The 23,197-nt window shown below is 74.0% G+C and carries 18 protein-coding genes; 13 read left to right on the forward strand and 5 right to left on the reverse strand.

Annotation, left to right across the window (positions count from 1 at the left end; translation table 11 throughout):
* Positions 1–38 precede the first annotated feature (38 nt).
* From RQM47_RS06600 to RQM47_RS06615, 4 genes are all read left to right on the forward strand, one after another.
* A complete protein-coding gene (locus RQM47_RS06600; RefSeq protein WP_311664084.1) occupies positions 39–1,079 on the forward strand; it encodes an AAA family ATPase in 1,041 nt (346 codons plus the stop codon).
* A 495-nt stretch (positions 1,080–1,574) separates the two neighbouring features.
* Positions 1,575–2,597, forward strand: a complete 1,023-nt coding sequence (gene hprK, locus RQM47_RS06605; RefSeq protein WP_311664082.1) for an HPr(Ser) kinase/phosphatase — start codon at positions 1,575–1,577, stop codon at positions 2,595–2,597.
* A gap of 197 nt (positions 2,598–2,794) precedes the next feature.
* Entirely contained in the window at positions 2,795–3,829 is a 1,035-nt protein-coding gene (locus RQM47_RS06610; protein WP_311664080.1) for a M23 family metallopeptidase, read from the forward strand.
* Positions 3,830–4,005: 176 nt separating this feature from the next.
* Positions 4,006–4,224: a DUF2795 domain-containing protein gene (locus tag RQM47_RS06615; protein ID WP_311664078.1), complete on the forward strand. Its 219-nt coding sequence runs from the start codon at positions 4,006–4,008 to the stop codon at positions 4,222–4,224.
* Positions 4,225–4,354: 130 nt separating this feature from the next.
* Here RQM47_RS06615 and RQM47_RS06620 read toward each other — a convergent pair whose 3' ends face one another.
* A complete protein-coding gene (locus RQM47_RS06620) occupies positions 4,355–4,576 on the reverse strand; it encodes a hypothetical protein (protein ID WP_311664077.1) in 222 nt (73 codons plus the stop codon).
* 254 nt (positions 4,577–4,830) lie between these two features.
* Positions 4,831–7,371: a response regulator gene (locus RQM47_RS06625; protein ID WP_311664076.1), complete on the reverse strand. Its 2,541-nt coding sequence runs from the start codon at positions 7,369–7,371 to the stop codon at positions 4,831–4,833.
* Between the two features lie 336 nt (positions 7,372–7,707).
* Between RQM47_RS06625 and rlmD the strand changes: the two genes are divergently transcribed.
* Positions 7,708–9,195, forward strand: a complete 1,488-nt coding sequence (gene rlmD, locus RQM47_RS06630) for a 23S rRNA (uracil(1939)-C(5))-methyltransferase RlmD (protein WP_311664075.1) — start codon at positions 7,708–7,710, stop codon at positions 9,193–9,195.
* 80 nt (positions 9,196–9,275) lie between these two features.
* On the opposite strand, the gene RQM47_RS06635 is transcribed toward rlmD, so the two are convergent.
* Positions 9,276–9,704 carry a hypothetical protein gene (locus RQM47_RS06635; protein WP_311664074.1) on the reverse strand — a complete coding sequence of 143 codons (429 nt, stop codon included), beginning with the start codon at positions 9,702–9,704 and terminating at the stop codon, positions 9,276–9,278.
* 173 nt (positions 9,705–9,877) lie between these two features.
* Between RQM47_RS06635 and RQM47_RS06640 the strand changes: the two genes are divergently transcribed.
* The 4 genes from RQM47_RS06640 to RQM47_RS06655 all read left to right on the forward strand — a co-directional run bounded on the left by RQM47_RS06640 (position 9,878) and on the right by RQM47_RS06655 (position 15,451).
* Complete coding sequence (locus RQM47_RS06640) at positions 9,878–10,900, forward strand: NAD-dependent epimerase/dehydratase family protein (RefSeq protein WP_311664072.1); 1,023 nt, start codon at positions 9,878–9,880, stop codon at positions 10,898–10,900.
* Between the two features lie 169 nt (positions 10,901–11,069).
* Entirely contained in the window at positions 11,070–14,843 is a 3,774-nt protein-coding gene (locus RQM47_RS06645; protein WP_314008045.1) for a multifunctional oxoglutarate decarboxylase/oxoglutarate dehydrogenase thiamine pyrophosphate-binding subunit/dihydrolipoyllysine-residue succinyltransferase subunit, read from the forward strand.
* Complete coding sequence (locus RQM47_RS06650) at positions 14,836–15,054, forward strand: hypothetical protein (protein ID WP_311664068.1); 219 nt, start codon at positions 14,836–14,838, stop codon at positions 15,052–15,054. The genes RQM47_RS06645 and RQM47_RS06650 overlap by 8 nt, the downstream gene beginning before the upstream one ends.
* On the forward strand, positions 14,990–15,451 hold the full coding sequence (locus RQM47_RS06655) for a hypothetical protein (RefSeq protein WP_314008048.1): 462 nt from the start codon (positions 14,990–14,992) through the stop codon (positions 15,449–15,451). Before RQM47_RS06650 ends, RQM47_RS06655 begins: the two co-directional genes overlap by 65 nt.
* Before the next feature lie 96 nt (positions 15,452–15,547).
* Here the strand turns inward: RQM47_RS06655 and rpsU are convergent, their stop codons facing one another.
* A complete protein-coding gene (gene rpsU / locus RQM47_RS06660) occupies positions 15,548–15,745 on the reverse strand; it encodes a 30S ribosomal protein S21 (protein ID WP_311664065.1) in 198 nt (65 codons plus the stop codon).
* Positions 15,746–16,020: 275 nt separating this feature from the next.
* Here rpsU and rdgB point away from each other — a divergent pair, with 275 nt between their 5' ends.
* The 3 genes from rdgB (at position 16,021) to RQM47_RS06675 (ending at position 19,091) form a co-directional block, all read left to right on the forward strand.
* Entirely contained in the window at positions 16,021–16,602 is a 582-nt protein-coding gene (rdgB, locus tag RQM47_RS06665; RefSeq protein ID WP_311664063.1) for an RdgB/HAM1 family non-canonical purine NTP pyrophosphatase, read from the forward strand.
* Between the two features lie 115 nt (positions 16,603–16,717).
* On the forward strand, positions 16,718–17,170 hold the full coding sequence (gene dtd, locus RQM47_RS06670) for a D-aminoacyl-tRNA deacylase (protein WP_314008051.1): 453 nt from the start codon (positions 16,718–16,720) through the stop codon (positions 17,168–17,170).
* 241 nt (positions 17,171–17,411) lie between these two features.
* Positions 17,412–19,091: an amidohydrolase gene (locus RQM47_RS06675; RefSeq protein ID WP_314008054.1), complete on the forward strand. Its 1,680-nt coding sequence runs from the start codon at positions 17,412–17,414 to the stop codon at positions 19,089–19,091.
* Positions 19,092–19,153: 62 nt separating this feature from the next.
* Here the strand turns inward: RQM47_RS06675 and RQM47_RS06680 are convergent, their stop codons facing one another.
* Positions 19,154–19,795 carry a fasciclin domain-containing protein gene (locus RQM47_RS06680; RefSeq protein ID WP_314008057.1) on the reverse strand — a complete coding sequence of 214 codons (642 nt, stop codon included), beginning with the start codon at positions 19,793–19,795 and terminating at the stop codon, positions 19,154–19,156.
* 1,071 nt (positions 19,796–20,866) lie between these two features.
* Here RQM47_RS06680 and RQM47_RS06685 point away from each other — a divergent pair.
* The gene (locus RQM47_RS06685; RefSeq protein WP_314008060.1) at positions 20,867–23,068 is read left to right on the forward strand and encodes a winged helix-turn-helix domain-containing protein; all 2,202 of its coding nucleotides are present in this window, start codon (positions 20,867–20,869) and stop codon (positions 23,066–23,068) included.
* Positions 23,069–23,197 lie beyond the last annotated feature (129 nt).

Genomic DNA, 23,197 nt, shown 5'->3' on the forward strand with positions numbered 1-23,197 from the left:
CGCCCCGGCGTTCCCCCCCGCGCGCCCCTCCCGCACCCATGACCGACCCGTCCCCCGTCGCCCCGCCCCGCCCCGCCCCCGAGGCGGACGCGCCCGACCTGGGCGCGCTGACCGAGCAGGTCGCCGAGGCCAGCCGGTTTGTCGGCCCGCTCCTCGACGCCGTCGGGCGCGTGGTCGTCGGGCAGGCCCAGATGGTCGAGCGGCTCGTGATCGGGCTGCTCACCGGAGGCCACGTGCTCCTGGAGGGCGTGCCGGGGCTGGCCAAGACGCTGACCGTCTCGACGCTCGCGCAGGCCATCGACGCCCGGTTCCAGCGCGTCCAGTTTACGCCCGACCTCCTCCCGGCCGACCTCGTGGGGACGCTCGTCTACAACCAGGCCGAGTCCAGCTTCCGCGTCCAGAAGGGGCCGATCTTCGCCAACGTGGTCCTGGCCGACGAGGTGAACCGGGCGCCGGCCAAGGTGCAGAGCGCGCTCCTGGAGGCCATGCAGGAGCGGCAGGTCACGATCGGGGAGACCACGTACCCGCTGCCGCGGCCGTTCCTGGTCCTGGCCACGCAGAACCCGGTCGAGCAGGAGGGGACGTACCCGCTGCCCGAGGCCCAGGTCGACCGCTTTATGCTGAAGACGGTCGTGGGCTACCCGACGCGCGACGAGGAACTGGAGATCATGCGGCGGATGTCGCGCGGCGCCCCGCTCGAGCCGGCGGCGCCGGTCGTGACGCCGGACCAGATCCTCGACGCGCGGCGCGTCGTGGGCGGGGTGTACGTCGACGCCCGCGTCGAGGAGTACGTGGTCGACCTCGTGCTGGCCACGCGCGAGCCGGCCCGCTACGGGCTCCCCGACGTCGAGGGGCTGGTGGCCTACGGAGCGAGCCCGCGCGCGTCGATCGCGCTCGCGCTGGCCGCCCGCGCGCACGCGTTCCTGGCGGGGCGGGCCTACGTCACGCCCGACGACGTCCGCGCGCTCGCGCTCGACGTGCTCCGCCACCGCGTGGCCGTGACCTACGAGGCCGAGGCCGAGGAGGTCGCCTCCGACGCCGTCGTCCGCCGCGTGCTCGACGCCGTCGACGTGCCGTAGAAGAGGGAAAAGGGAAAAGGGAAAAGGGAAAAGGGAAAAGGGAAAAGGGAAAAGGGACGCGCGGGCGGGGTGGCGCCGGTTTTGTTCCGCCCCGCCCCGTGTAGACATGGGCGGGGTGGTGAGCGGCGAGGCCGCCGTCAACGGGCGGCGGCGGCAGTTTCCCTCCTGGCCTCCGCGCAGCGTCGGCGCAGCCAAGAGGGGCTAGGACCCAAAGGGCGAGGTGGTTGTGACGCGGGCGAGACGTCCGGCATGACGCCGCCCCGCCCGGTGAACGACCCGCCGCCCCGCCCGTCGCCACCCCGCCCGACGCCGCGGCCTGACGGCGTTGCATGCAACGCCGCTACGACGGCCGCCCCGCCCTCATGCACCGCGGGCGGGGTGGGGCATTTTCGCTGCCCGCCGATATTCCGGTCGTTTTCCGCCCCGCCCGTGGCGCCACGCCGCCATCTTCCCGTACCCCGTACCCCGTACCCCGTACCCCGTACCCCGTACCCCGTGCGTCAGCCCCAGCCGTTTCGGAAAGAGTCGATCACGGTCCGCGACCTCGTCGCGCGGCTCCGGGACCGGGTCGGGATCGAGATCGAGTCGGCCAACGGCGTCGACGCGTCGGACCACGTCGTCACCGAGCGGCACGTCCACCGGCCCGGGCTCGTGCTGGCCGGCTACGCCGAGCACTTCGAGCACCAGCGGCTCCAGGTGCTCGGCAACACCGAGTGCCGGTACCTCGCGTGGCGGGGCGAGGAGGGCGCGCGCGAGGCGTTCGGGCAGCTGCTCGCGTTCGGCCCGCCGTGCGTAATCCTCGCCGCCGGCAACGCGCTCCCGGACGACCTCCTCGCGCTCGCCGACGACGCCGACGTCCCGGTCTACCGGACGGCGCTCCCGACGGTCCCGCTCCTGGACCGGGTGCGGGCATTTCTCGAGGACCAGTTCGCGCTCCAGCTGACGGTCCACGGCTCGCTCGTCGACGTGTACGGGATCGGCCTGCTGCTGACCGGCGCGGCCGGGATCGGGAAGTCGGAGATGGCCCTCGACCTCGTCGAGCGCGGCCACCGCCTCGTGGCCGACGACGTGGTGATCGCGTCGCGGAAGTCGGAGGGCGTGCTCATGGGGTCGGGGACCGACCTCGCCGGCCACTTTATGGAGATCCGCGGGCTGGGCATCATCGACGTCCGGGCCATGTTCGGCGTCCGCGCGGTCCGCCACCAGAAGCGGATCGAGCTCGTCGTGCGTGTGCACCCCTGGGACAACGACGAGGAGTACACGCGGATCGGGATGGTGACGGAGATGACGCCGCTCCTGGGCGTGGACCTCCCGCTCGTGAAGCTCCCCATTACGCCGGGCAAAAACGTGACGGTCATCTGCGAGGTGATCGCGATGAACCACCTGCTCCGGCACTACGGGTACGACCCGGCCGAGGCGTTTGCGGCCCGGCTCCGCGACCGGATCCAGGCGAAGGGCGCGGGCGCCGCGCCCGGCGGGCGCCGCGGCGTCGAATGGTTCGAGGAGGACGTGGAATAACGTGCCGGGTGCGCCGGAGCGCTCGTCCGGCCGTAGGGCGGGGCGGAAGGGGCGGGCGGGGGGAGACCGGGGCGGGGTGGCGAAAGGGCGCCCCACGCCCCTACCTTGGCGATTGGTCCGCCGACGGCGGGAGGGCTGCGGCCCCCGGCCCGGTTGTTGCGCCGGGCCTCCACCTCTGGGTCCACCACCCCGCCCGTATGTCCTCCAACCGCTACTACTACTACGACCACGACGCGGGCGCCTTCGTCGCCGTCGAGGCGGGCCGCAGGGCGGGGCGGCGGGCGGGGTGGGCAAAAGTGGGCGCGGCCGCGGCCCTCGTGCTCGGCGTCGTGGGGATGGGCGTCGCGAGCGAGGCGTCGACCGGGGCGGCCGCGGCGCCGGCCGAGACCACGCAGGCCGAGGAGATCAGCGTGCTCCGGGGCGAGCTCGCGGCGGCCAACGCCCGGCTCACCTCGTTCGCCGCGCGCGTCGACGTGCTCGCGGAGACGGACCGGGAGCTGTACCGCACGGTCCTGGAGGCGGACCCGGTTCCGGCGGGCGGGGCGGTCGGCGAGACAGAGCCGGAGAACGCGGCGCCCGTCGTTCCGGTGCGGCGCGTACGCGACGACGCGTTTGCCCGCTTCTCAGAGCCCACGGCCGACCTCCTGGAGGAGACGACCGAGGCGTTCGACCGGCTCGAACGCCAGCTCGCGCTCCAGAGTGAGTCGTACGACGAGCTCCGCAGCTTGGCCGCCCGCCGCGACGCCGTGCTCCGCCAGCAGCCGGCGATCCTCCCGCTCAAGAACGCGCGGCTGACGTCGGGCTTCGGGATGCGCCGCCACCCGATCCTCCGCGTCTCGCGGCTCCACGCCGGCGTCGACTTCGCGGCCCCGGTCGGCACCCCGCTCTACGCCGCCGGCGACGGCCGCGTCAGCTTCGTGGGGACGCGGGGCGGGTACGGGACCGTCGTCGAGATCGAGCACCCGCTCGCGGGCAAGCTTACCCGCTACGCCCACCTGTCGCGCGCGGCCGATGGCGTCCGCGAGGGCGCGCGCGTCCGCCGCGGCCAGACCGTCGCCTACAGCGGCGACAGCGGGCTCTCGACGTCGCCGCACCTCCACTACGAGGTCCGCCAGCTGGACGCGGCGCGGACGCCGCTCAACCCGGTGACGACGTTCGTCCCGGACGTGGCGCCGGCCGAGTACCGCCAGATCCTGGCCGCCGCGCGGGCGCCGACGGCGTCGTTCGACTAGGGACCGCCCCGCCCGCGGCGAAGGGCCGGGGAGAGCGCCCGGAGGCGCCGGCGGAGCGGGCGGGGCGGCCGTCCCCACGGAACCTGCACGGGGGCGGGCGTTGCATTTGCCCGCGGCGGGTCCTATCGTGCGCCGGCGCTCTAGACGACCCTCCTCCCGACGATCCCCGCGAGACCATGTATTGGACGCTCAAGTTTGCCGCGACCCTCGAAGACGCCCCCTGGCCGGCGACGAAGGACGAGCTCATCGACTACGCCGACCGCACGGGGGCGCCCGCCGAGGTGATCCAGAACCTGGAGGAGATGGAGGACGACGGCGCTCCGTACGAGAGCATCGAGGAGGTGTGGCCGGACTACCCGACGCACAACGAGGACTTCTACTACGAGGACGACTGAGCGGGGCGGGGGCGCCTAGCCCCGGCGGGATCTCGCGCCCGCTTACCCCGCCGCCGGCGCCTTTTCGTAGAAAGGGGCTCCGCCCCGCCCGGGCGGGGTGGCACGGCGGAGGCGGCGGTCCGGCGTCGCCCTAGGCCGCGGCCGCGGCTTCTCCGAACGCGAACACGCCGAGCGCGTCGTCGACGAACCGGCGCGCGGCGCGGTCCGCCGAGACGGCCGACCGGAACTCGGGCGTCGACGCGTGGAGCTGGAGGCCCCGGTGCAGGACGGCGAACGCGAAGCGGGTGCCCTCGGGGACGGACTGGACAACGACGTCGAAACCGCGGTGGCGGAGGATCGGGCGTGCGGGCATGGGGCGGGGCGGGGGGTGAGGGGCACAGAACGTATCGGAGGGTTACACCATTCCCTTGAGGGCACGCGCTCGCCCGCCCGCGCCGCCCGTTCGGCGGCACGATTTGTACGCGCCAGCGTGACGCATCCGGCCGGTGTACCCCCGCGGGGCGGGGCCGTCCCAGCGCGGGGCGTTCTGGCCGCCCCGCCCGCGCACCGCTTTGCCCCTGTGCCCCGTGTCCGCCCTGCCCGCCTACCGCCCCGCCCGCGGCGGCCTCAGCGCGAGACGACGGGCGGGGCGGTGTGGAGCCGGCCCCGGGCCTCGGCCACGTTCTCGCGGAACGCGAGCAGGCCGCGCTCGAGCGCCCGCACGCCGTCACGCGGGGCCGACCCCGTCCGGGCCTCGACCTCGAGGCGGTGGGCCTGCGCGGCGAGCGCGTCGGCGCCGAGCGTGCCGGCGGCCGCCTTCAGCTTGTGGGCTGCCGAGACGACCTCAGCCGCCGACCCCGACAGCTCGGCGAGCAGCGAGACGTCGGTGCGGAGGTAGGCGTCGAGGATCTCGCCGACGAGCCCGTCGTCGCCCTCGCAGATCGGTCGGAGGTGGTCGAGAACGGCGTCGGCCGATAGCGAGCCCTCAGAGCCGCTGGTCGGGGGCGGGGCGGCTTCGGGCGGGGCGGCTTCGGGCGGGGCGGCGTCCGGCTCCGCGGGCGGGGCATCCGTCGGCGCGGGGCGTGCACCATCGGGCGGGGCGGAGCGCCCGGCGACCGTCTCGCGGAGCGCGTCGCGGAGCGCGCCGGGGCGCACGGGCTTGGCGAGCACCCGGTCCATCCCGGCCGCCCGGCACGCGGCGGCGTCGGTCGAGAACGCGTTGGCCGTCAGCGCGACGATCCGCGGCTGGCGCTCGGGCGGCAGCGCGGCGCGGACGCGGCGCGTGGCCTCGAGCCCGTCCATGCCCGGCATCTGGACGTCCATGAACACCACGTCGTAGCCGCGCCCGCCCGCGTCCGCCGCCGTGACCGCGCGGACCGCCCCGCCCCCGTCCTCGGCGAGGTCGGCCTCGACGCCCGCCTGGCGGAGCAGCCCGAGCGCCACGCGCTGGTTGACCGCGTGGTCCTCGACGAGCAGCACGCGGAGGCCGCCGAACGCCGGCGGCGAGGGCGCCGCCGGAGCGTCGCACGTGTCCGGGTCCGCCCCGCCCAGGCCGGTCAGGGCCGCCTCGAACGCCGCCGTGCGGAGCGGCTTCGTCAGGACGGCGTCGAACCGGCCGGCCGTGGGGACGGCCGCGCCGAGCGGCGCGAGCAGGAGGAGCGGGCGGTCGGCCAGGTCGGGGTGGAGCCGGAGCCGCTCGGCGAGCCCGACCGCCCCGCCCGCGCCCAGCGTGAGGTCGACGGCGGCCAGGTCGTAGCGGCCCCCGCCGTCTACCCAGGCGAGCGCCTCGGCCGCCGACGCCGCGGCGCGGACCGTGAGCCCGGCGCCGGCGGCGAGGTCGGCGACCGCCCGGCGCGCGTCGTCGTGGTCCTCGACCACGAGCAGCGTCCGGCCCGTCGGGGCGGGGCGGGGCGGCGGCCCGCTCAGCTCGGGGAGCGACAGCGTGACGTGGAACGTGGACCCCTCGCCCGGCTCGCCCTCGGCCCAGACCTCCCCGCCCATGAGGGCCACGAGCCGCTTCGAGATGGTCAGGCCGAGGCCCGTTCCCCCGAACCGCCGCGTGGTCGAGGCGTCGGCCTGGGCGAACGAGTCGAAGATGGCCTCGGCGCTCCCGGGCGCCAGCCCGACGCCGGTGTCGACCACGCGGACGTGGAGGGCCGCGCGGCCCCGCCGCCGCTCCGCGCACGCGACGTCCAGGACGACCGAGCCGGCGTCGGTAAACTTGACGGCGTTCGAGAGCAGGTTGAGCAGGACCTGCCGGAGCCGGACGGGGTCGACGAGCACCTCGCACGGGACCTCGGGGCGGACCCGGCACACGACCTCGACGCCCTTCTCGGCCGCCGCCCGGGCCACGAGCCCGACGGCCTCGTCGCAGAACGGGCGGACCCCGACCGGCACCTCTTCGAGATCGACCCGGTCGGCCTCGATCTTCGACAGGTCGAGGACGTCGTTGATGATCGAGAGCAGGGCCTCGCCCGACGCCTGCACCGTCTCGACGTAGTCGCGCTGGTCGCGCGTGAGGTCGCTGGCCGCGAGCAGCTCGGTCATCCCGATGACGCCGTTCATGGGCGTGCGGATCTCGTGGCTCATGGTCGCCAGGAACTCCGACTTGGCGCGGGCCGCCCCGAGCGCCTCGCGCCGCGCCTCGTCCATGAGCCGGAGGCTCCGGTGGACCGTCCGCGAGACGAGCGCCGAGAGCACGGCGAGCGACACGAGCGTGGCGAGGTACGCATTCGTCGGCACGAGCGGGTCCTCGACGGCGAGCGCCACGGCCGCCGCCGCGGTCAGGAACGCGGCCGAGAACGCGACGACGCCGCGCGTCGACGTCATCCCCGCCGCGCAGCCGACGAACGTGAGCACGACCCCGAACGCCGTCGCCGGCGAGAGGCCGCCGACGTAGCTCAGACCGATCTGCCACACCGAGACGACGAGGAAGAGCGCGTAGACCAGGACCAGCATGTTCCGCCGCGCCCACATGCTCGTGACCATGATCCCGGCGAGCGCCACGGCCGAGAGCCCGAGCGCGAGCCGCCCCGCCGCCGGCCCCACGGTGCCCTCGCCGAGCGCGTACGCCGCCCCAATGGTCACGAGCGCCGCCCCGCCCACGAACAGGAGCGCCTGGTAGAGGAGGAGCCGCGGGGCGGACGGGGCGGTCTCGGACGAAGCCATGCGGGAGATTCGAAGCGGACCGGCACGATGGGTAACGGGTCCTGGCCGGACGGGCGCGGAGGCGGGCGCGCCAGGGCGGCGCGGGCCGACGGCGGCGGGCGGGGTGGGACTACGCAAAGGGCGCGCCGGGTCGCCCAGGCGCGCGGGCGCGTCCGCCCCGCCCCCGGCGCCGACGGGCGGGACGGACGCGGCGCCCGCCGTGGAGGACGCCGGGCGGGGCGGCACCGTCCGCCGGGGACGTTCGGTCGGGGCGGGGCGGCCGCCGACTCCCCGCGCGCTCCACGGGGCCGCCCCGCCCGGCCGGTATCTTCGGCGCCCGCTCCCCGCCCCGTGCCCATGTCCGCCCCCGCCCCGCCCGCCCCCTCCGCCCTCAAGCGCGGCCGCGAGGTCGAGCTCACGCTGGAGCAGTTCGCCGACCGCGGCAAGAGCCTCGCCCGCCTCGGCGGCGAGACCGGCCCCGATGGCACCGGGCGGGGCGGGTTCGTCGTGTTCGTCGCCGGCGCCGTCCCGGGCGACCGCGTCCGCGCGCGCGTGATCAAGCGGAAAAAGAGCTTCGCCGAGGCGCGCGTGCTCGAACTCCTGGAGCCCAGCCCGCTCCGCACCGAGCCGCGGTGCGAGTACTTCGACGCCTGCGGCGGGTGCAAGTGGCAGCACGTCGAGTACCCGGCCCAGCTCCAGATGAAGGGGGAGGCCGCCGTCGGCGCGCTGCGCCACGCGGGGATCGACCTGGGCGCCGCCGAGCTCCGCCCCGCCCTCGGGGCCGAACTCCGCGACGGCTCGGGCGGGACGTACTTCTACCGGAACAAGATGGAGTTTTCGTTCTCGGCCCAGCGCTGGCTGACCGACTGGGAGGTGGCCTCCGGCGAGACGTTCGACACCCGCTTCGCGCTCGGCCTCCACGTGCCCGGCCGGTTCGACAAGGTCCTCGACCTCAAGGCGTGCTACCTCCAGAGCGAGTGGAGCGCGGCGCTCGTCAACGGCGTCCGCGCGTTTGCCCACGAGCACGGGTGGAAGCCGTGGCACGCCCGCGAGCACACGGGCTTTCTCCGCATCCTCGGCCTCCGCACGCCGGCGCACACGGCCGACCGCATGGTGAACCTGGTCACGAGCCGCCGCGACGAGGAGCGGATGGCGGCGTTCGCGGCCTTCCTCCAGGCCGAGTTCCCCGAGGTCACGACGCTCGTCAACACGGTCAACGAGGGCGTCGCGCAGACGTCGTACGGCGAGGCGCACGTCGTCTTCGGGCCGGGCACGGTCCGCGACAAGATCGGCGACTACACCTACGAGATCGCCTCGAACGCCTTTTTCCAGACGAACACGGTCATGGCTGAGCGGCTCTACGCCGTCGCCCGCGAGTTCGCGCACCTGAAGCCGACGGACACGGTCTACGACCTGTACTGCGGGGCCGGCACGATCTCGCTCTCGCTCGCGGACGCCGTCGAGAAGGTGGTCGGGGTCGAGCTGGTCGAGGAGGCGGTCGAGAACGCCCGCACGAGCGCGGCGGCCAACGGCGTGACGAACGCTACGTTCGTGGCCGGCGACATGCTGGAGCTGTTCAAGCCCGACCTCGTCGAGGCGCACGGCCGCCCGGACGTCCTCGTCCTGGACCCGCCGCGCGCCGGGCTCCACCCCAAGGTGGTCGGCCAGATCGCGCACCTCCGGCCCGAGCGCATCGTCTACGTGAGCTGCAACCCGACGTCGCAGGCCCGCGACCTCCACTACCTCCTGGAAGCCGCCGCCTACACCGTCGAGGCCGTCCAGCCGGTCGACATGTTCCCGCACACGCACCACGTCGAGAGCGTGGTCGGCCTGCGCCTGGCCTGAGCGGGGCGGGGAACGGCTCGGGCGGGGTGGGAGAGACCCGGCCGCCGCCCGGTCCAGCGGGGCGGGGCGGTCGGTCGTCGCTACTGCGTGAGCGAGTCGACCGGGACCGGCTGGTTCTCCGTCGACGCGGCCGGCACGTCGCCGTCCGGGTCCTCAAGAACGGGGGGCTCGTCGCCCGCCAGGAACAGGCCCAGCAGGACGATTGAGGCGATCGCGAGTCCGCCGTGGGCGATGATCACGAAGCCGGGCCACGGCTCGCCGCGGATCTGCCGCGAGAACAGGTACGCCCCGCCCGCCGCCGTCACCAGGAACGCGACCAAGAGCCACCACCCCGTGTTCGCCTCGTGCGTCAGGAGGCCGACCAGGAGCAAGACGACGCCGGACACGGTGAACAGCCCGTGGGCGATCCCGAGCGCCTTGCCCGACGTTTTGCCCATAAAGTGCCAGACGGCCATGAACAGGCCGATCATAGCGCCCCAGATAAAGGCGAAGAGGGCGGCGAGCGTCATCGGGCGGGGTGGGAGAGGTAGTTGCTCTAAAGCGAGGCGCGCGCCGGCGTTTCCGCCCCGCCCCGGATCGGGAGGACCCTGACCGCCCCGCCCGCGGCGGGCGGCGAGCGGCGCGGACCTCCGCCCCGCCCACGGCGTAGGGCGCCACCCCGCCCCGCCCTCTGCGTCCGTCCATGCCGTCTCGTCTCGCGTTCGTCACCGGCGGCACCGGGTTCGTCGGGAGCTGGGTCGTGGAGGAGCTGCTGGGGCGGGGTTACGCCGTCCGCGCGCTCGTGCGGAGCGACCCGAAGTGGCTGGCCGAGTACGATGTCGAGACCATCCGCGGCGACCTGGGCGACGCCGACGCTTTGCGCGCCGGCGTCGCCGGGGCCGACCTCGTGGTCCACGTCGCCGGCCTCACGCGTGCCCGCGACCAGGCCATGCTGGACCGCGCGAATGTGGATGGCACGCTCGCCCTCCTCGACGCTGTCCGCGAGCGGGGCGGGGTGGCGGCCGAGGCGCCACACGCCGCCAGGGCGGGGCGGGTCCTCGTCACGAGCAGCCTGGAGGCCATGGGGCCGAACGCTGTCCGCCCCGACGGCACGCCGGTCCCGGCGACCGAGGCCGACTCGCCCCGCCCGATCTCGATGTACGGCCGGAGCAAGGCGCGCATGGAGGCCGCCGTCCGCGAGCGCTACGGCGACCTCGACGTGACCGTCGTGCGGCCGCCGGCCGTCTACGGCCCGCGCGAAACCGACATTTACGAGATGATCAAGGGCTCCTCGCGCGGCCTGTTCCCCGTCGTCGGGCGGGGCGACGTGCCGCGCCTCTCGCTTGTCCACGTCCGCGACCTCGCGCGCGGCATGGTCGACCTCGTGGAGGCGCCGGTGGCGGCGGGCGAGACGTACTTCGTCGGCGGCCCGGCCTACGCGTGGGACGAGGTGCGGCGCGCCGTCGAAGGCGCCCTCGGTCGGCGGACGCTGAGGCTGCCCGTTCCCGCGGCGCTCGTGGGCGGGGCGGGTGCGCTCGCGGAGCGCGTCGGCGGGCTCGTCGGGCGGCTCCCGCCGCTCACGCGCGACAAGGCGGTCGCGGCCCGCTACGCCTGGACGTGCTCGTCGGCGAAGGCGGGCCGCGCCGTGGGCTACGTGCCGCGCGTTCCGCTCGGCGAGGGCCTGGCCGAAACGGTCGCGTGGTACCGACGGGCGGGGTGGCTGTAGGGCGCGCGCTTGTGGTCGGACACGGCCACCCCGCTCTTGCACCGAACAGCTCGCCCCGCCCCGCCCTCGGCGCGCGCGTGGGCGGGGCGGGGTGGTTCCTGCCGTCTTCGGGAATCCGCCGGCCGGCGCGGCGCGTAGGGTTCGCCCCGCCCTCCCACGCCCCGCGAGCATGTTCGGCTTCAACAGCGGCTACGTCGAAGACGTCTACGCCCAGTACCTCCAAAACCCCGAGTCGGTCAGCGAGAGCTGGCGCGACTTTTTCGCCGACTTCGACCCGAAGCCGGCGTACAGCGCGCCGGGCGGGGCGGACACCTCCGGCGACGGCGCGCCCGAGGCCGCCGCGAGCGCCCCGGCCGCCGACGCGTCGAGCGCCGCCCCGCCCGCGCCCGCCCGCCCCGCCCCGCCCTCCGGCAATGGGGCCGCCGGCGGCGACGGCGCCCCGGCGAGCCTCCCCGCCCGTCTACAGGCGCCCACCGTGCCGCTCCCCGAAGGTGCCGAGGCCGCCCCGATCCGCGGCGTGGGCGCCCGGATCGTCGAGAACATGGAGGCCAGCCTCACGATCCCCACGGCCACGTCCGTGCGCGAGATCGCGGTCCGCCTGCTGGCCGAGAACCGGCGGCTCATCAACCGCCACCAGCGGGCGACGGGCGGGGCGAAGGTCTCGTTCACGCACCTGATCGCCCACGCCATCCTGCGCGGCATGGAGGCGGTCCCCGGCATGAAGGCTGCGTTCCGCGAGCAGGACGGGGCGCCCGAGCGGATCGAGGCGGCTTCGACCGCGCTCGGGCTCGCCATCGACATCGAGAAGCGGGGGAAGCGGCAGCTCCTCGTGCCCAACATCAAGGAGGCCGCCCAGATGTCGTTCGCCGAGTTCCTCGGCGCCTACAACGACGTCGTCAAGCGCGCCCGCGGCAGCAAGCTGGCCGTCGAGGACTTCCAGGGCACGACGGCCACGCTGACCAACCCGGGCGGCATCGGGACCATCATGAGCGTCCCGCGCCTCATGCCGGGTCAGAGCGTGATCGTCGCCGTCGGCGCCATCGGCTACCCGCCTGAGTACGCCGGCATGGCGCCGGAGGAGCTCTCGCGGCTCGGGCTCTCCGAAGTCATGACGATGACCTCAACCTACGACCACCGCGTGATCCAGGGCGCCGAGTCGGGCGAGTTCCTGAACGTCGTGGCCGGCCTGCTCCAGGGCGAGGACGGCTTCTACGACGACGTATTCCAGTCGCTCGGGCTCCACCTCCCGCCGTTCCGCGGCGCCGCCGACTCGACGCCGTCGCTGGGGACGGGGCGGCTCCGGGCGACCGGCAAGGCAGCCAAGATCGAGAAGCAGGCCCGCGTCTACGAGCTCATCCGCGCCTACCGCGTCCGCGGCCACCTCCTCGCCGACACCAACCCGCTCGGCTACGAGCCCCGGAACCACACCGAGCTCGACCCGGCCAGCTACGGCCTCACCGTCTGGGACCTCGACCGCGAGTTCCTCACGGGCGGCATGGCCGGCGTGGGCGGCGGGCTCGCGGGGAAGGACCGGGCCACGCTCCGCGAGATCCTCGACATCCTCTGGGACACCTACACGGGCCACGTGGGGAGCGAGTTCATGCACCTCTCGTCGCCGGCCGAGAAGCGGTGGCTCATCGAGCGGATCGAGCCGCAGCAGTTCCGCGAGCCCATCGACCCGGCCCGGAAAACGCGGATCTTCGAGAAGCTCAACGAGGCCGAGGCTCTTGAACAGTTTATCCACACCAAGTACATCGGGCACAAGCGGTTCTCGCTGGAGGGCGCCGAGACCATGGTCCCGCTCCTCGACGCCGTCCTCTCGGACGCGGCCGACCAGGAGACCGAGGAGGTCGTGATCGGGATGGCCCACCGCGGCCGCCTCAACGTGCTCACCAACATCCTCGGTAAGCCCTACGACCGCGTGTTCGGCGAGTTCGAGGGGACGATCGACCCCGACGCCGTCCACGGCTCGGGCGACGTGAAGTACCACCTCGGCCAGACCGGCACGCACACGTCGCCGAGCGGGGCGACGACCGAGCTCACGCTGGCCTCCAACCCGTCGCACCTCGAAGCCGTCAACCCGGTCGTCGAGGGGATGGTGCGGGCCAAGCAGCAGCGGATCGTCGAGGCCACGCCGGACGCGAGCGAGAAGCAGCTCCGCGACCGCGTGCTCCCCGTCCTCATCCACGGCGACGCCGCGTTCGCCGGGCAGGGCGTGGTCGCCGAAACGCTCAACCTGTCGCAGCTCGAAGGCTACCGGACGGGCGGGACGGTCCACCTCGTCGTCAACAACCAGATCGGGTTCACGACGCTCCCCATGCACTCGCGCTCCTCGGTCTACGCGACCGACATCGCGCGCATGATCCAGGCGCCCATCTTCCACGTCAACGGCGATGACCCCGAGGCCGCCGTCCGCGTGGCGCGCCTGGCGCTGGACTACCGCCAGGTGTTCAACAAGGACGTCGTGGTCGACCTCGTGTGCTACCGGAAGTACGGCCACAACGAGGGCGACGAGCCCAGCTACACGCAGCCGCTCATGTACGCCGAGATCAACGGCCACCGGAGCGTGCGGAAGCTGTACCTCGAGCTCCTGCTCCGCCGCGGCGAGCTAACCCCGGAGCAGGCCGAGGGCATCCTCGACGACTTCAAGGGGAAGCTGGACGGGGCGTTCGAGGAGACGAAGGAGCTCGCCGAGCAGCGGAAGGACCTCGACCCAGTCCCGCCGCCGGTCCCGGTCGAGCCCGAGGAGCCGGTCGCGACGGCGGCCCCCCGCCCCGCCCTCGACCGCGTCATCCGCGCGCTCGTCGACCTGCCCGACGACTTCGAGGTCCACAAAAAGCTGGGCCGCCTCGTCGTCGACCGCCGGCAGAAGCAGTTCGAGGAGGGCCAGATCGACTGGGCGCTCGCCGAAGCGCTCGCGTTCGGGACGCTCCTGCTGGAGGACACGCCGGTCCGCCTGAGCGGGCAGGACTCGGGGCGCGGGACGTTCTCGCAGCGCCACGCCATCCTCTACGACCAGACGGACGGCCACCGCCACACCCCGCTCAACCAGCTCGGCGACGGGGCCGCTAAGTTCCAGGTCTACGACTCGCTCCTGAGCGAGTACGCCGCGCTCGGGTTCGAGTACGGGTACTCGGTCGCCGAGCCGGAAGCCTTGGTGCTCTGGGAGGCCCAGTTCGGCGACTTCGTGAACGGCGCCCAGATCATGATCGACCAGTTCGTGACGGCGGCCGAGGCCAAGTGGGGGCAGACGTCGTCGCTCGTGATGCTGCTCCCGCACGCGTACGAGGGGCAGGGGCCGGAGCACTCGTCGGGCCGCCTCGAGCGGTTCCTCCAGGCGTGCGCCGAGGACAACCTCATCGTCGCCAACTACTCGACGCCTGCGAACTACTTCCACGCGCTCCGGCGCCAGGTGAAGCGGGACGCCAAGAAGCCGCTCATCGTCATGACGCCGAAGTCGCTCCTGCGCCACCCGCAGGCGGTGACGTCGGTGGAGGAGCTGTCCGACGGCCACTACCGCCCGTTCATTCCCTCGCAAGAGGGCGGGGCGCAAACCGCCGGGGCGGACCGCCTCGTGATCTGCTCGGGGAAGGTGTACTACGACGTGCTCAAGGCGCGCGAGGCGCTGGACGACCCCGCGTCGGTCGCCATTGCGCGGCTGGAGCAGTTCTACCCGTTCCCCGAGAACGACGTGCGCGAGGAGCTGGCCCGCTTCGAGGGCAAGCCCGTCGTGTGGCTCCAGGAGGAGCCGGCCAACATGGGCGGGTGGTCGTTCGTGCGCCACCGCCTCGACGCGCTCCTGGAAGACGTCACGGGCGACTGCTCGCACCGCGTGGTCTACGCCGGCCGCGCCGCCGCCGCCTCGCCGGCCGCCGGCAGCGCCAAGGTCCACACGGCTGAGCAGGAGCGGATCGTGCGCGAGGCGCTCGGGCTCGATGCCTGACCGCCCCGCCCCGCCCCGCATGGACCGCTCGGCCTTCTCGGTCGCCTCCTCGTTCGAGGAGGCCGAGGAGGCCGATCGCGCGTGGTGGTGGGCGCAGACGCCCGAGTTCCGCCTGCAAACGGCACAGTACCTCCGCGAGGTGAATTATGGAGACGCGGCTACCGCCCGACTTCAGCGAGTTATTGAGTTCGCTGAACGCGAGCGGAGTTGAGTACCTCCTCGTCGGCGGCTACGCGGTCATCTACTACGGGTACCCCCGAGCCACGGGCGACATCGACGTGTGGGTTCGTCAGAGCCCGGACAACGCGGAGCGGGTCGTGACCGCCCTCCGCGCGTTCGGATTCGACGTCCCCGGACTCGTCCCCACCGCACTCCTCGGCGACGACAAGATCATCCGGATGGGCGTGCCTCCAAACCGTGCGAAGGTCTTCACGTCCGTCTCCGGCGTCTCGTTCGACGAGTGCTGGGCGCAGCGGGAAGTCGTCGACTGGGGTGGGGTGGAGGTGCCGGTGATTGGGCTGCGCGACCTCCGCCGGAACAAGCGGGCGAGCGGCCGGCCGGCGGACCTCGACGAGCTGCCCGCCCCGCCCTCGGCGGAGGGAGAGTAGGCCACCCCGCCCGCGCACAGAAACGCCCGTCCCTCCACGCGGAGGAACGGGCGTACGGACCCAGAGGGCGGGGCGGCGGTCCCGCTCGGGCCTCGGCTAGTAGCGGCGGCGGTTCGCGCGGCGGGCCTTCTTGGCCGCCTCCTTGCGCTCCTCGCGCTTCACGATGGAGGGCTTCGTGAAGGCCATGTTCTCGCGGTACGTCCGCAGCACGCGGGCGCGGTTGACGGTCCGCTTAAAGCGGCGGAGGGCGCGGTCGATGGACTCCTTGTCGCGAACTTTGATGCCGATAGCCAAGGCAATACCAGTCTGGTGGAGGGGGAAGGGGCGGGGCGGACCGAGAGCGCGGGGTCGCACCACGTCAAGCCCCCGAATCTAGGGGGCGGGGCGGGGCAGTCCAAGAACGGGGCCGTCGGACGGCGTGAATACAAGGGGAAGCCCCGTGCAGCCGCCCCGCCCTCTCAGGCCGCCCCGCCCCGGCCGGCGGGTTCGCCCCGTGGCGTGGGCGGGGTGGAACGGCCATCTTGCCGAACCCCGAACCCCGAACCCCGAACCCCGAACCCCGAACCCGCATGCGCCTCGTCCTCGCCACCCGCAACCCCGGCAAGATTGCCGAGCTGGCCGCTCGGCTCGCCGACCTCGACATCGACCTGGTCTCGGCCGCCGACCTGGGCGCGCCCGAGGTCGAGGAGGACGCCGACACGCTCGCGGGCAACGCCGAGAAAAAGGCACGCGCGCTACTCGACTTTACCGGCTCGCCATCGCTGGCCGACGACACGGGCCTGGAGGTCGACGCGCTGGACGGGGCGCCGGGCGTCCGCAGCGCGCGCTACGCGGGCGACGACGCGGACGACGAGGACAATCGCCGGAAGCTGCTCGCTGACATCGCCGGCGCGCCGAGCCGCACGGCCCGGTTCCGCACCGTGCTCGCCTACGCCGACGCCGACGGCGTGCGCACGTTCGACGGCGTGTGCGAGGGGCTCATCGCCACCGAGGAGTCCGGGACGGCCGGGTTCGGCTACGACTCGCTGTTCCGCCCCGCCCAAGGCGACGGCCGGACGTTCGCGGAGATGACGGCCGAGGAGAAAAACCGGATCAGCCACCGCGGACGCGCGCTCGACGCGTTTGTGCGCTCGCTGCGTTCGGGGGAGTAGGCGACCGGGCGCCGGCAGAGGGTTCGGCCCAGACCACCCCGCCAAGAGCCAGAGGGAGGGTTGACGAGGGCGGGGTGGTCGGGCACCTTCCAGTCCCCAGTCCCCAGTCCCGCCCATGATCGCCCTCGTTCAGCGCGTGTCTTCCGCCTCGGTCCGCGTGGGCGGGGAGGTCGTCGGCGAGGTCGGCCGCGGCCTGCTCGTGCTCCTCGGCGTCGTCGTGGGCGACACGGCCGCAGAAGGCGACTGGCTGGCCGACAAGATGGCCCGGCTCCGCGTGTTCCCCGACGACGACGGCCGCATGAACCGCTCGCTCATGGACGTGGGCGGCGGCGCACTCGTCGTCAGCCAATTCACGCTCGCCGGCGACGCCCGCAAAGGGACGCGCCCGAGCTACACGCGCGCCGCCCCGCCCGACATCGCGGAGCCGCTCTACGAGGCGTTCTGCGACGAGCTCTCGGGGCACCTGGGCGGGGCGGTCGGCCGCGGCGTCTTCGGGGCTCAGATGGAGGTGGCGCTCGTCAACGACGGGCCGGTGACGCTGTGGGTCGAGCGGCCGCCGCGGGGGTAGCAGGTAGAGCAGGTAGAGCAGGTAGAGCAGGTAGAGCAGGTAGAGCAGGGCGGGGCGATTCCGAAAGGTTCCGGCCGCCTCCCGCCCCGCCCTTGCCGCGCCGTGCGGGCGGGGCGGGCACCTGCTCTCGTCGCTCTACCTGCTCTCGTCGCACAGTCCGACCTCCCGCCCCGCACGGTGGCGCCTGCGTGCCGTCGCTCTTGCGATCTTGCCCACCCCGCCCGCCGCTGCCGCCCCGCCCATGACCCGCCTGCTCCTGCTCCTCGCCGTCCTGCTCCCGGCGCTCGCCGTCGCCCAGGAGGCCGCCCCGCCCGCACGCTACGTCGCCACGGGCGGGGTGGTGTACACCGTCGACGACGACCGGCCGACGGCTGAGGCGTTCGTCGTCGAGGACGGCCGGTTCGTAGCCGTCGGGTCCGAGGCCGAGGTGCGGGCGGCCTACCCCGACTGGCCGCGCCTTGACCTGGGCGGAGCGGCCGTCGTGCCCGGCCTCATCGACGCGCACGCCCACCTGCTCGGGCTGGGCACGTCGCTCCTCCAGGCCGACCTCGTCGGCGCCACGTCGCGGGCCGAGGTTGTCGAGCGGCTCCAGGCCTTTGCCGCCGACCTCCCCGACGGCGCCTGGGTGACGGGCCGCGGCTGGGACCAGAACGACTGGGGCGAGGGCGAGCCGTTCCCCACGCGGGCCGACCTCGACGCCGCCTTCCCCGACCGGCCCGTCTGGCTGGGGCGGATCGACGGGCACGCCTCGTGGGCCAACACGGCCGCCCTCCGCGCCGCCGGCATCGACCCCGAGGCGCCCGCCCCGTCCGACCCCGAGGGCGGGGCGGTGGTCCGGGACGAGGCCGGCCGGCCGACCGGCGTGTTCGTCGACGCCGCCGAGGCGCTCGTCGCGCGCGCCCTCCCCGCCCCCGACGCTGCGGTGGCTGAGGAGGCGCTGAGGCGTGCGTTGGAGGAGACGACGAGGTACGGGCTCACGGGCGTCCACGAGGCCGGCGTGCCCATCGAGTCGCTCGACCTGTACCGCCGGGCCATCGACGCCGGCCGGTTCCCGATTCGCAACTACGCCATGCTCTCGCAGGACGAGCTCGGCGCGTTCTGCGAGCGGTACCCGGATGGGCTGGAGCACGGCGGGCGCCTCGTGGCCCGCTCGCTCAAGGTCTACGCCGACGGCGCGCTCGGCAGCCGCGGCGCCGCGCTCCTGGCCGACTACGCCGACGACCCGGGCAACCAGGGCCTCCTGTTCCACCCCGACGCCGCGCTCCGCCAGACGGTCGAGGACGCCATGCGGTGCGGCCTGCAAGTCAACACGCACGCCATCGGCGACCGCGCCAACCGCCAGGTCCTCGACGCCTACCAAACGGCCCTCGCCGCCACGGGCGGGGCGGACGGTGGGGCAGGGCGGCACCGGATCGAGCACGCCCAGGTGCTCTCGCTCGACGACCTGGAGCGGTTCGCCGCGCTCGGCGTGATCGCGAGCGTCCAGCCGACGCACGCCACGAGCGACATGCCGTGGGTCGAGACGCGCGTCGGCGGGGACCGCGCGCGGGGCGCCTACGCATGGCGCCGGCTGGTCGACTCGGGCGCACGCCTCGCGCTCGGCAGCGACTTCCCGGTCGAGCGCGTCGACCCGCTCCTCGGCTTCCACGCGGCCGTCACGCGCCAGGACGCCGCCGACGCACCGGCCGGCGGGTGGTACGGCAACCAGACGCTCACGCGCGCCGAGGCCCTCCGCGGGTTCACCCTCGACGCGGCCTACGCCGCCTTCATGGAGGACGAGGTCGGCAGCATAGAACCCGGCAAGCGGGCCGACTTTGTGCTCCTGTCCCGGGACATCATGACCGCCCCGCCCGAGGCCATCCTCGACGCCCGCGTCCTCGCCACGTACCTCGACGGCGCGCCCGTCTACCAGGCCGACTAAACGAGACCGCCCCGCCCCACGTGAGCGGGGCGGGGCGGGCGGGGGGGACGAGCCTCCGTGGCTTACATGTCGCTGTCCATGTCGGCCGTGGGCGGCAGGAGGACCGTGCCGAGCGCGTAGACGCGCCCGTTCGAGACGGTCACGCCCTCGCCGGCCGCAGCCGTGCCGTTGACGACGAGGCTGCCGTCGACGTCGCTGAACTCGAGCGCCGGCCCGGCCAGCGTGGCGACGGGCTCGCCGAGCGTGGCGGCGTCCGGCCCGACCTCGCCCTCGACCACGTGGTACAGGAGCACCGCGCGGAGGTCGTCGTCGGACAGCGCCTCAAGGGTGCCCGCGGGGAGCGTGGCGAACGCGTCGTCGGTCGGGGCGAAGACCGTGAACGGGCCGCCCTCGGCGATGGCCGCGTCGAGGCCCGTCTGGGCCAGCGCGTCGAGGAGGACGCTAAACCGGCCGTCGGCGGCCAGCGTCGCGGCGACGTCAGAGCCCGTGGCCTCGGCGGCCGGCTCCTCATACGTGGCCTCCTCCTCATAAGCGGGCTCTTCGGGGAGCGTCTCTTCCGGGAGTGTCTCTTCCGGGAGCGTCTCTTCCGGGACGGGCTCGGTGGGGACCTCCTGCGCGAACACAGGGACCGAGAAGAGCAGGGCCAGGAGGCACAGCGCCGTAGCGGCGGCCGTCCGGGAGAACGAAAGGGGGTGGGTAGTCATGGGTGGGGTGTGGTTGATCAGGGACGGCCAAGGTCCGCCGCTGCCGCCGCGACCCCATGTGGGTGAGGTCGGGATTCCCTGACGCTGTCGTGATGGAGGACCGGGCGGGGCACCTGCGCTCCAGCGGGTCCCCAACGCGCGCGCTCTCATGCGTTCCACAGGTGGCGCCGTCTTTGCAGGACGGGCCGTGGGCGGGGTGGGGGGCCGCGCCTCCGACCGCCCCGCCCGAACGCTGCCCCCTCGGATACGACCGCCCCTCCTCGTGGGGAGACCTCTGGAGGGGGCGGGGAAGCCGATTTCGTCTGTAGAAACCGTCTCTGAACTCCCCGAAGAGGGATGCTGCCGGTGGTCTGAGTCCAGCACGCCGGCAGAGGTGGACGACGCCGGTCGTACACTGGCCTCCGCTGGGACGACGGCACAGGAACGTTCGCAGATGTGCTCCCCCGAGAAATACTCCTGCTAGCTAGGAGCGGGACCCGCCCCGAGACCACCCCGCCCTCTCGGGCGGGGCGGGCACAAGCCGGCCGGCGAGCGCCCGGCGCTGCGCTCAGCGAGGACACGCCGTCGCCCGCCCCGCCCGAGGCGCCGTGTAAACCCAACGCTGCCCGCCCCGACGCAGAGGGTCGGGGCGGGCAGCGAGCGGGCCAGAGATGGCCCGGGCGGCCGGCAGGGTGGGGATGTGCCGGCCTCAGAGCGCGCGGGGTGGCTCACAAAACCCGTTGCGCGTCTGTTCGGAGTAGAGACGTCGCCAGCGCTGCCTGGGGGAGGGGAGAAGAGAGACGAGGGCAGCGGGGCGAGCGATTGCAAGATGGGGCAGGGCGGGGCGGAGTCTATGGGGGCGGAGTGCGAGGAGCGTGAGGGTTAGGTGATGGATCGGAACCGATGCCTCATAAAAACAGGTTCTAGCCCAGGAAAGAGGTCCGCGCCGCTCTAGGCGCGTTGTGCGGACTGCGGCTATCCTGCGTTGTCTGACAGCGCTGGGCATGACAGGGCAGGCCGCCTCGTTTCCCCTGCCCGAGACCCACCAGGTCTCGCCGACCGACCCTTCCCTGGACCCCTGCGACCTCGATCATGGAGACGACGGACCGTCCCCCTGCGCACCCGATCCTCTCGGCTCCCTTCCGCGTAGGGGACTGGGTGGCTGAGCCAATGGCGAACCAGCTCACCCGTGGCGAGACCGTCCGCCGCGTTGAGCCCAAGGTCATGGAGGTCCTCGCGTGCATGGCAGCCGTGCCGGGCGAGACGGTGACGAAGGACGAGTTCATGGCCGAGGTGTGGACCGGCACGATCGTGACCGACGACGTCCTGGCCCGGTGCATCTCGGAGCTCCGCAAGGCGCTCGGCGACAAGGCCCGGAGCCCGTCCTACGTCGAGACGATCCGGAAGCGGGGCTACCGCCTGATCGCCCAGGTCGAGACCGACGTCGAGGCCACGGCCGTCGACGGCGTCGCCGTCGAGGCCGCCCCGGGCGCGGTCTCGCTCGCCGCCCCGCCCGGACTCGACCTCCGGCGTCCCGAGCTCCCCACGCGGACGCGCCCGACGGTCGTGCTGTGGGCGCTGGCCGCCGTCGCGGTCGTGGCCCTGGGCGCGGTCCTCGCCTACCAGGCCGGCGTCGCGGGCGTCCGCCCGCTCGCGACCACGCCGCTCACGAGCTACCCCGGCGACGAGCGCGACCCGGCCCTCTCGCCCGACGGCTCGCGCGTGGCGTTCGCGTGGAACGGCGAAGCGGCCGACGGCGAGCCCGGCGCGTTCGACGTCTACGTCCAGGACGCCCGGGGCGGGGCGGCCCCGACGCGGCTCACGAACCATCCCGCCGACGAGCGGAGCCCGGCCTGGAGCCCCGACGGCCAGCGCGTCGCGTTCGTCCGGTGCGGGGTCGGCGGCGAGTGCGGCGTCTACGTCGTCGGCGCCGGGGGCGGGGCGGCCCGCACGCTCGCCGAGCCCGAGGGGCTCGCCGTCGAGGACCTCGTGTGGAGCCCCGACGGGCAGACGCTCGCGTTCTCGGCCCGGCGCGGGCGCCAGGGCGCGTTCAGCCTCCACCTCCTCCCGCTCGACGGCTCGCGCCCGCAGCGGCTGACGTCGCCGGCCTCGACGTACCCCGGCGACCTCGCCCCGGCGTTCTCGCCCGACGGCCAGCGGCTCGCGTTCGTGCGCACGGCGCTCGACGGGCGTCAGGACGTGGCGGTCGTCTCGGTCCAGGGCGGACCAGTTCGCCGGCTGGCCCGCGAGCAGAAAGGAGTGACGGGGTTGGACTGGACGGCCGACGGCGAGGTCGTCTACGCCGCCAACCGGGACGGCGCGGCCGGCCTGTGGCGGGTCCCGCGCGAGGGCGGTGCGCCGCGATGGATCGCGTTGGGCTCCGACGGCGGCGAGATCGCCGGGCCGTCCGTCGCCCGCCGCGGGCGGGGCATCGCGTTCGCCCAGCAGCGGGTGCAGTCCCAGATCATCCAACTCGCCCCGGGCGACGACCGGGGCCGCCTCCTGCTCCGCTCGACGCGCGACGACTTCCAGCCGGCCGTGGCCCCGGACGGCTCCCGGACCGCGTTCGTCTCGACGCGGAGCGGGAGCCACGAGGTGTGGTCGGCGGCCCCCGACGGCTCGGGCGCCCGGCAGCTCACCGACTTTGGCGGCGCGCGCGTGAGCTCGCCGCGCTGGAGCCCCGACGGCCGGCGCCTGGCCGTCTCGGCCCGGGCGCAGGGGAACGCCGACGTGTTCGTCGTGCTCCCCGACGGCGAGGCCCGCCAGATCACGACCGACTCGGCCGACGACGTAGCGCCGTCGTGGTCGCGCGACGGGATGTGGGTGTACTTCGCGTCCGACCGCGGCGACACGTGGCAGATCTACCGCGTGCCGGCGGCCGGCGGCGACCCTGAGCCGGTGACGGTCGGGGGCGGGGTGGCGGCGGCTGAGGCGCCGGGCGGCGGCCTCCTCGTCATCCGCCCCGACAAGCGCGGCCTGTGGCTGCTCCCGCCCGGCACGGACGGCCTCCCCCAGGACGCCGCTGCTCGGCGCCTGCCGGCCAACCTCTCGCCGGCCGACTGGGCCAACTGGACCGTCTCCGGCCCCTACGTCTACGTTCTAGAGCGGCGCTACGACCGAGCCGCGACCGTCGTCCGCCTTGACCCCTCGACGGGGCGCCGCGTGACGGTCGCCACGGCCCAGGACGTGCCCGAAGACTCGGGGCTCGCCGTCTTCCCCGGTGGCCAGCGGTTCCTCCTGGCGCGCCAGGAGCGGGCGGACAGCGACATCGGCTTCGTTGCGGACTTCGACTGAGCCACCCCGCCCCGAGCGGCCTTCGGGGAGCTAGAGCACACGAGCGGGGCGGCGAAGGACGCGCGCCCCGCCCTCGTCGCTGGGCGGGGCGGTGTGCGCCCTGGTGAACGGCGCCCGCCGGGTGGCGTA

Origin of the sequence: Rubrivirga sp. S365 (assembly GCF_032248475.1) — a bacterium.
GTDB classification, from domain to species: domain Bacteria; phylum Bacteroidota; class Rhodothermia; order Rhodothermales; family Rubricoccaceae; genus Rubrivirga; species Rubrivirga litoralis.